Source organism: Leptolyngbya sp. FACHB-36 (assembly GCF_014695955.1).
GTDB lineage: Bacteria > Cyanobacteriota > Cyanobacteriia > Leptolyngbyales > Leptolyngbyaceae > FACHB-36.
Window position 1 is genome coordinate 1 of record NZ_JACJPG010000405.1, and the last position, 8,223, is coordinate 8,223.

The 8,223-nt window shown below is 55.1% G+C and carries 8 protein-coding genes and 1 tRNA gene; 3 read left to right on the top strand and 6 right to left on the bottom strand.

Annotated elements, in window-relative coordinates; translation table 11 throughout:
- The 4 genes from H6F43_RS11345 to lpdA all read right to left on the bottom strand — a co-directional run.
- Positions 1 to 1,160 (bottom strand): hypothetical protein (locus H6F43_RS11345; RefSeq protein WP_190342874.1); only part of this gene is annotated, 1,160 nt, incomplete at its 3' end.
- A gap of 136 nt (positions 1,161 to 1,296) precedes the next feature.
- On the bottom strand, positions 1,297 to 1,569 hold the full coding sequence (locus H6F43_RS11350; protein WP_190342875.1) for a DUF5340 domain-containing protein: 273 nt from the start codon (positions 1,567 to 1,569) through the stop codon (positions 1,297 to 1,299).
- A 47-nt stretch (positions 1,570 to 1,616) separates the two neighbouring features.
- Positions 1,617 to 2,501: an indole-3-glycerol phosphate synthase TrpC gene (trpC, locus tag H6F43_RS11355; RefSeq protein WP_190342876.1), complete on the bottom strand. Its 885-nt coding sequence runs from the start codon at positions 2,499 to 2,501 to the stop codon at positions 1,617 to 1,619.
- Between the two features lie 209 nt (positions 2,502 to 2,710).
- A complete protein-coding gene (gene lpdA / locus H6F43_RS11360; RefSeq protein ID WP_190342877.1) occupies positions 2,711 to 4,141 on the bottom strand; it encodes a dihydrolipoyl dehydrogenase in 1,431 nt (476 codons plus the stop codon).
- A gap of 323 nt (positions 4,142 to 4,464) precedes the next feature.
- Between lpdA and H6F43_RS11365 the strand changes: the two genes are divergently transcribed.
- Complete coding sequence (locus H6F43_RS11365; RefSeq protein WP_190342878.1) at positions 4,465 to 4,704, top strand: hypothetical protein; 240 nt, start codon at positions 4,465 to 4,467, stop codon at positions 4,702 to 4,704.
- A 4-nt stretch (positions 4,705 to 4,708) separates the two neighbouring features.
- On the opposite strand, the gene H6F43_RS11370 is transcribed toward H6F43_RS11365, so the two are convergent.
- Together H6F43_RS11370 and H6F43_RS11375 are read right to left on the bottom strand one after the other, a co-directional pair.
- Positions 4,709 to 5,500, bottom strand: a complete 792-nt coding sequence (locus tag H6F43_RS11370) for an RNA methyltransferase (protein ID WP_190342879.1) — start codon at positions 5,498 to 5,500, stop codon at positions 4,709 to 4,711.
- 163 nt (positions 5,501 to 5,663) lie between these two features.
- Positions 5,664 to 5,747, bottom strand: a tRNA-Leu gene (locus H6F43_RS11375).
- Between the two features lie 193 nt (positions 5,748 to 5,940).
- Here H6F43_RS11375 and murA point away from each other — a divergent pair.
- Complete coding sequence (gene murA, locus H6F43_RS11380) at positions 5,941 to 7,323, top strand: UDP-N-acetylglucosamine 1-carboxyvinyltransferase (protein ID WP_190342880.1); 1,383 nt, start codon at positions 5,941 to 5,943, stop codon at positions 7,321 to 7,323.
- Between the two features lie 148 nt (positions 7,324 to 7,471).
- Positions 7,472 to 8,223: CTP synthase (locus tag H6F43_RS11385; RefSeq protein ID WP_190342881.1), on the top strand; the 752-nt coding region annotated here is incomplete at its 3' end.

Consider the following 8,223-nt stretch of genomic DNA (forward strand, 5'->3'; position numbering starts at 1 on the left):
TCGATCGCGGACGGAGCAGCATCGAGGCTGGCTAAAAGGTCTACGATCTCGACGGGCAGATTTGGCAGGATGCGCTCCAGCACGTCTCTCAAGCGCTGGATCTGACTGCGGCTGTTAACGTAGCAGTCTTTCCAGTGCTGCACGGCAGTTTCATACTCGCTGGCCTGCTGTGCCTGCCGCAGAATCTGCTCTTGCATGTCAGCAGTCTGGCTCTCCAGTTCCGCAATTCGCATCTGCTGGCAATCGCGCACCGCTTCAAGTTCCTGACAGGCATGATGCAGCATGGCCTGGGCGGTCTGCTGTTTTGCGATCTGTGCTTCTAACTTGCTAATCTTGCTGTGAGCAGCACGATCGCCCATTGGGTCGGAGGCAGTCGTCAAGTTCGGTGATTCCAGCGCGAACGCATGCTGTAACGCGGCGCGAGCTTGCTGCACGATCGCATCCAACGAACTGAGGGCGGGCGTCTGCACCTGCTGAGATAAGGCTTGAACGTGAATCGTCGCCTGCTCCAGCAGCACCTCTAGCGTGGCAGCAAGTACGCGAGCTGATAAGCACTGAGACTCCAACTCCACAATTCGCTGCTGCTGTGTTTGATGAGTCGCTTGCAAATCGCTGAGTTGTTTCTCGAGCCGATCGCGGTACTGATGAACCGCCGCTCGATCGAGCGCTATCTGACCTCGCAGTCGTTCAACTTCCGCCTGCTGCGTCTGGGTCAGCCCTTCCAAGTTAGTCAGCAGCCCTTGCACCGTCTGGTCACGCTCCTGAGTTTGACTCAGTTGAACATCAAGCATCTGCTGCTGCTGCGCTAGCTGCTGCTTCAAGCGTGTGATGGCTTGCTGCTGAATATTGGCAATTTCTTCGGTAGATGCCAACTGCGTTTCTAGAAGCGCTTGATCGACCATCTCTAGCCGTAGCTCTTTCAGCGAGGCGAGAGACTGATCGAGCGCCTGCTCCAGATGGCGAATTCGTTCCGCCTGCTCCTGAGTCAGCGATCGCGCTTGCGCTAGTTCGGCTAGCAGTGTTTCGTACGCTTGTGGGTTGAGGTTCATGGGCTGCATCTGTGCTGGCGCTCCATCTGACGGTAATTGAGTACCGTCCTGCAAGGACGATCGAGCAAGGTCTGCCGATTCAGAGTTGTGCGTAAAATTCGGTTCAGACACCTCACGTCTCCCGAAAGCAAGTAACAGTCAGTTGATGCAGGCTCAGTACAACCTGATCTGCAAACAGGATAGCTTGCAGTACCCAAAAACATAGCAGATTTGCAGGAATCCGAGACGAGTTTCCGCGATTCGCTGCTTACTCTGATCGAACGCTGAGATGATCCTCCGGTGTGTCCTGCCCCCTTGCCGCTGCGTTAAGCGACCAGCGGTACTCGACCGATCGATGATAGCGCTGGCAGTTCTCTTCAAGCTGCTTCTGCTGCGCCAGTGCCTTCCGCAGAGTAATGATGAGCTGTTGAACCTGTTCCTGCATCGCAGACTTGGGTCCGACCGCAAACATCGTCTGCCGTTCCAACAGCTGAAGCAGCAGTTCGTAATGAATATGGGACGGAAGAGGAATCGGTTCCATGAAGTTTAGCCTGTGGGTTGAATAAAGACAGAATGAGCGCAGGTCGCTCAGGCGTTGAACAAGTCTGAGAGTGCCCGTCCAGGGTCGGGCTGCTTCATTAGTGATTCACCAATTAGCACCGCATTGGCTCCGGCATCCGCAACAATGCGCAAATCTTCTGGCGTGTGAAGCCCGGACTCACTCACGATCGTGACGCCGCGCGAGCTCAACTCCTCTTTACGAGCGGCAATTAAGCGGGATGTCGTCTGCAAATCCACCGAGAAGTTTTCCAGGTTGCGGTTGTTAACTCCCACCAAAGCGGTGTTGTCGATCGCCAGCACACGATCAAGCTCCTCCACGGTGTGAACTTCTACCAGCGCCGTCATGCCCAGTGCCGCTGCAATCTTGAGGAAGTAACTCAAGTCTTTATCCGGCAAAATTGCGGCGATCAGCAGAATCGCATCGGCTCCATACACTCGTGCCAGATACATCTGATACGGGTACAGAATAAAATCCTTGCACAGCAGTGGTAGCTCGGTCACAGCGCGAATCTTTGCCAGATTCTCGAAGCTGCCTTGAAAAAACTGTCGATCGGTGAGCACTGATAAACAAGCAGCCCCGCCTTGCTCGTAGGACCGCGCGATCGCCACTGGATCAAAGTCTGCCCGAATCACACCTTTGCTGGGAGAGGCTTTTTTGACCTCGGCAATTACGGCGGGCTGCGTCTTGCCCGTCTTTAGAGCCTGAAGGAAATTGCGGGGCGACGACATTGTTCGCACCTGCTTCTGAAGCTCAATCAGCGGCGTCCGCTCCCGCAGTTGAGCGACTTCCGTTTCTTTCTGCCAGACAATCTCCTCCAAAATGTGCCGGGGAGCGGCATTGGGTACTTTCACTTGGTACCGCAGGTCCTGCACAGCAATGGCAGGATTCGGTGGACGACGACGGATGTGCATTCAGCGATCGGGGTTAAGTAAACGAAGTACAGCACCGACGACGCGATCGGAAAGCGTCTCACGGCGATCGGGGTCCCTGAATCAGGGAGTCTCCCAGGAATGCTCAGTGCTATCTGATAGCGTAACGCAACTCTGGAAATCCACAGACTTCATGCGTATACAGCGATACGCAAAAAATAGCTGTGAACGACTGGAGGCGTGAACCGAGGCTAATGGGTTGTTGCTGCCCGCTTGTAGGCTTCGTCCAGCACTTCCGACAGGGTGGGGTGGGCGTGGACGAGGAAGGCAAGCGACTGAATTGACTGCCGCTGAGCGATCGCGCTAGCCGCTTCGTGAATCAAATCCGAGGCGTGCAGCCCGAAGATGTGCACACCCAGCACCTCGCCAGTATCTTGACGGTAGATGACTTTGGCCACGCCTTCGGTCTCGCCCTCGGCAAGTGCTTTAGCGTTTCCTTTAAAGTAGGTGCGCACGGCAGCCACGTCAAATCCTTCTGCTTTGCCTTTTTCCTTGGCGGCAGGCTCCGTCATGCCAACAAAGCCAATCTCTGGGTGCGTAAAGGCGGCGGCAGGAATGCTGTGATAGTCTACGGAGCGAGGGCGTCCACAGATTGCCTCGATCGTTGCAATTCCTTGAGCCGATGCGGCATGAGCCAGCATCATTTTTCCCGTTGCGTCACCGATCGCCCACAGATGCGGTACAGGCTGTCCATCGCGCAGCACTGCCATGTGGTCGTCGATCGGAATGAAGCCGCGTTCCAGTTCAACCCCAATGGAGTCCAAGCCCAGATCCTTCGTTGATGGAACCCGCCCAGTCGCCACTAAGCAGGCATCGACCTCTAGCACCTCTACAACCTCCTTGGTTTTGGCATCTGCTAGCTCAATCACCACTGGAGAACCGGGGATCACGCGCTTTGCCAGCAGCCCAACCTTCGTTTCAATATCGCGGGGCGTAATCAACACACGCTGCGCCAGCTTGGCAATGTCGGGATCAAATCCTGGCATCAGTTGATCCATCGCTTCGATCAGCGTAATTTCGCAGCCCAGCGCCGAGTAAACGTCGGCAAACTCCAAGCCGATGTAGCCGCTACCCACGATCGCAATCCACGGCGGCAGCGACTCTAGCCGCACTGCGTCGTCGCTGGTGAATACGGTCTTGCCGTCTAGCTCGACTCCCGGAGGCACAAAGGGAACCGATCCAGTAGCCAGGATAATATCTTTAGCCGTAATCGCTCGTTCACCATCAGGCGTGCTCACAGACAGCTTTTGTGGTCCAACAACTCTGCCCAAGCCGCGAATCGTGTCAACGCCTACCCGCTTCAGGCTGCCGATCAGCGCTTCTCGCTGCTTGGTCACAATGCCATTAGCGTGGTTGGCGATCGCTTGACGATCGAACGTCACCTGATCGAGCTGAATCCCTAAGGTCTTAAGATGATGCGTGTCCCGCAGTTCCCGGACTCGTCCTGATGCCGCCAGCAGCGCCTTCGACGGAATACAGCCGCGATTGACGCAGGTGCCACCCATATCCGCCGCTTCAATCACCGCTGTCTTTAAACCACAACTGACCGCGTGGAGAGCGGCTCCATGCCCTCCAACGCCAGCCCCAACGATCACCAAATCATAATCAAATGCCTGACTCACATCATCTCTCCTGCTGCGTTCTTTTCTATTGTGAAATGTTGGAGGCGATCGAACAACTTCCTGCGCAATGAGCGTGTATCTCACCTGAATGGGGTACTCTAATCGGCAGTGCGCTGCCCCATTCCCTGAAGGGTTTACCCGTCGCTGGCGGGTGGAACCTGTTCTAGTCTCTAAATCGTCACAGATTACAGTCTGCTTCCTAGTCTGCCATGCAACCATTACCTATGGAGGGTCAGCCCAGCCTTGCCAGCTTGCCAAGACATGGCACAATCCACTAAGCACAGAATTTGGTTTTTAATCTTCATCTTTGGAGCCGAGCACGTATGGAGCAGTATTCGCAAGAACAGCGTCGCACCGCTGCCAGAGCGTTTATCGAATCGCTCGATCAGCTACAGCAGACGCTACAGCCCTCCAACGCTTCTGAGCAGCCCGTGTCCCGCCAAACCGAAGCGCATGAAGCAGCGGGGTCAACATCGTTTGATCTCGGCAGTTTCGAGCGCGCCGTTGCTGATATTGAGCAGTTTATCGAACGCCGATCGCAGCCGGAAAAACCAAGTCATTAACTCCTTACTCCGTATTCCTCACTGTCTCACATTGCCGCTTTGCCTCATATAGAATCAGGGCTGCCGCGATCGCCACATTCAGCGATTCGACGCCAGAACTGAGGGGAATCGTGACATGGCGATCGGCCATGTCTGCGAGGTCTGGAGAAAGCCCTGCTCCTTCGTTGCCCAGCAGAATTAACGTTGGCTGCCGCAAATCAACCTGCCAATAAGAAAGGGTTGCCGTCGGCAGCGTTGCAATCACCTGCATTCCCTGTTGTTGGTAGCGAGCGAGGTCAGCTTTGAAGTCACGACTAGCCGCCATAGGTAGCTGAAACCATTGTCCTGCCGAAGCGCGAAGCACCTTTGGATGGTCGAGATCTACGCTGTCAGCGCTGACCAGCAGTCCGTCAGCTCCCACCGCTGCCGCTGTGCGAATCATGGTTCCCAAGTTGCCAGGGTCTTGTACAGTTTCCAGGACTAGACCCAACCGCTTAAAGCTGGGCGGTGGAGTCGATGTGCGCTCCAGTGTGGCAACCACCCCATCGGGTTCAACCGTCGTTGCGATCACCCGCAGCACCTCTGGGCTAACTAATTCGACGCGCTGAGTTGATCGAGCAGCCCATTCCCAAAGTCCAGCATGCCGTCGTTGCCAGTCTTCTGTGTAGCACAGCGTTACCAGTTGCCGTTGTGCTACACACGCTGCCTCCAGTAAGTGGGTTCCTTCTAGCAAGAAAAGCTGCTGCTGCTGTCGCTCCTTTGCCCGATGCAGCTTCCGCATCTGCTTGACTAATGAATTTTGCAGGCTCGTAAGCATGAACCACTCACAGTAAAAGCTGAATGCCCTACAGAGGCAACTACGACTGATTAGTCTTTTGCCAAAGGGCACAGCAGAGGTATAAGGAGATCTGAGAGTTGGGTCAACCGTTAGTCCATCTACCGTGAGACAGATAAAGGCATCGAGAGATGGATTCTCTAGATGCGGAACCCGGGACTTGAACCCGGAAGGTATTGCTACCACTAGAACCTGAATCTAGCGCGTCTGCCAATTCCGCCAGTTCCGCATGCAGTGCTTTTGAAGCCGCGATTTATAATAATCGGACAAGTGAAAGCATCTGTCAACTAGTTTAGTACACAAATGGCTAAATTGAGTTGGATCGTACCTTGGTAGCTGACGATCGTTTCGGCAAAGATCGTCTCGACAATACGAATCTTTCCGGTAGAATCTAAACCGAATTTGAAGACAATGCTCACCTGATGCAACCAACCCCGGAGGACAGACCCATTACTCTCTCACCCAGCCTACCTAACCCTTCTTCGCAGCCCACGCCAGACAAATCGGTTCTGCAAGTTTGGGGCAATCAGCCGCTGAGCGGACACGTCACCATCAGTGGCGCTAAAAATTCTGCATTAGTCATCATGGCGGGGGCGATTCTGTGTTCGCAAGACTGCCGGATTCGCAACGTGCCCTTGCTGGCGGATGTGAATCAAATGGGCAACCTGCTGCTGGCACTGGGAATCAAGGTCGATCGTCAGGGCAACTGTCTCGACATCAACGCGGCTCATATCGCTCATTCCAAGGCTCCCTACGAGCTAGTTAGCCAGATGCGCGCCAGCTTTTTTGTGATTGGTCCGCTGCTGGCTCGGTTGGGAGTCGCACGAATTCCACTACCGGGCGGCTGCGCGATCGGAGCGCGACCCGTCGATCTGCACGTACGGGGATTGCAGGCGATGGGTGCCGAGGTGCAGATTGACCACGGCATGGTCTACGCCAGCGTCCGGGGACAAAACAAGCGGCTGCAAGGTGCTCGCATTTACCTCGACTACCCTAGCGTTGGAGCGACGGAAACGCTGATGATGGCGGCAACGCTAGCCGACGGCGAGACGACGATCGAGAACGCGGCTCAGGAGCCGGAGGTTGTTGACCTAGCAAACTTCTGTCGGGCAATGGGCGCAAAAATTCGCGGAGCTGGGACCAAGACGATCGTCATTTCCGGGGTGCCTAGCCTGCATTCCACTGACTACAGCATTATTCCCGATCGTGTCGAAGCGGGAACGTTCTTGGTTGCTGGAGCAATTACGCAGTCGGAAATTAGTTTATCGCCTGTTGTGCCTGACCATTTGACGGCGGTAATTGCCAAGCTGCGGGCAATGGGCGTGCAGATTATCCCTGACGCGCCTAACCGTCTTCGCGTCGTTGCTTCTGAGCGCCTTAGCGCGACGGATATCAAAACCCTGCCTTACCCAGGTTTTCCAACGGATATGCAAGCGCAGTTTATGGCGCTGCTAACGTTGAGCGACGGCGATAGCGTTATCACTGAAACTGTGTTTGAGAATCGGATGCGCCATGTTGCCGAACTTAGCCGCATGGGTGCCGACATCCGCGTCGAGGGCAACCACGCGATCGTCCGAGGTGTGCCATTCCTCTCGGGTGCGCCTGTCCTTGCAACCGATTTGCGAGCCTCAGCCGCGTTGGTAGTGGCAGCGCTGGCTGCAAAGGGCATGACTACGATCGAAGGATTACATCACCTCGATCGCGGCTACGAAAACCTGGAGGCAAAACTGCGTCAGTTGGGTGCTCGGATTCACCGCGTTACAGACGGAATGGAGACAACGAGCGATTCAGCGGCTCGCGTTTAAACTCAGGCAGTGCGGGACTAGCCACAGCTGACGGAGGCGATCAACTACTTGAGTTATCTCCTTGGCTAGTCCCCACTGCCGCTCCTGACTTTACACTGATGTGGCAGAATGAACTGGATACTCCGGCTTCTCTCCATTCTCAACAGTTATGACAAAGTTTGTGTTCGTCACAGGCGGTGTAGTTTCCAGCATTGGCAAAGGCATTGTCGCTGCTAGCTTAGGTCGCTTGCTTAAGTCGCGGGACTATTCTGTGTCGATTCTCAAGCTCGATCCTTACATCAACGTCGATCCGGGCACGATGAGTCCGTTCCAGCACGGAGAGGTTTTCGTCACGGAAGACGGAGCCGAAACCGATTTGGATTTGGGACACTACGAGCGCTTCACCGACACCTCGATGTCGCGGCTGAACAGTGTTACGACGGGTTCAATCTATCAGGCAGTCCTGAACAAAGAGCGGCGAGGAGACTACCAGGGCGGCACCGTGCAGGTGATTCCGCACATTACCAACGAAATTAAAGAGCGGATTCTGCGCGTTGCCAAAAACACAAATCCCGATGTAGTCATTACTGAGATTGGCGGTACAGTCGGCGATATTGAATCGCTGCCGTTTCTGGAAGCCATTCGCCAGTTTCGTAAAGAAGTCGGACGGCGCAATGTCCTGTACATGCACGTGACGCTGGTGCCGTGGATTCCAGCGGCAGGAGAAATGAAAACCAAGCCGACGCAGCATTCCGTCAAGGAACTGCGATCGATCGGCATTCAGCCAGACATCCTCGTTTGCCGCTCCGATCGTCCGCTGCCGCCGGGACTCAAGGAAAAAATGTCCGAGTTCTGCGATGTACCGGTGGAATGCGTCGTCACTTCCCAGGATGCCCGCAGCATCTACGAGGTGCCACTGAC

Bases quoted from the DNA above. Each gene is read 5' to 3' on its own strand.
- H6F43_RS11350 (WP_190342875.1), bottom strand. From the start codon at position 1,569: ATGGAACCGATTCCTCTTCCGTCCCATATTCATTACGAACTGCTGCTT.
- trpC (WP_190342876.1), bottom strand. From the start codon at position 2,501: ATGCACATCCGTCGTCGTCCACCGAATCCTGCCATTGCTGTGCAGGAC.
- H6F43_RS11365 (WP_190342878.1), top strand. From the start codon at position 4,465: ATGGAGCAGTATTCGCAAGAACAGCGTCGCACCGCTGCCAGAGCGTTT.
- H6F43_RS11370 (WP_190342879.1), bottom strand. From the start codon at position 5,500: ATGCTTACGAGCCTGCAAAATTCATTAGTCAAGCAGATGCGGAAGCTG.
- murA (WP_190342880.1), top strand. From the start codon at position 5,941: ATGCAACCAACCCCGGAGGACAGACCCATTACTCTCTCACCCAGCCTA.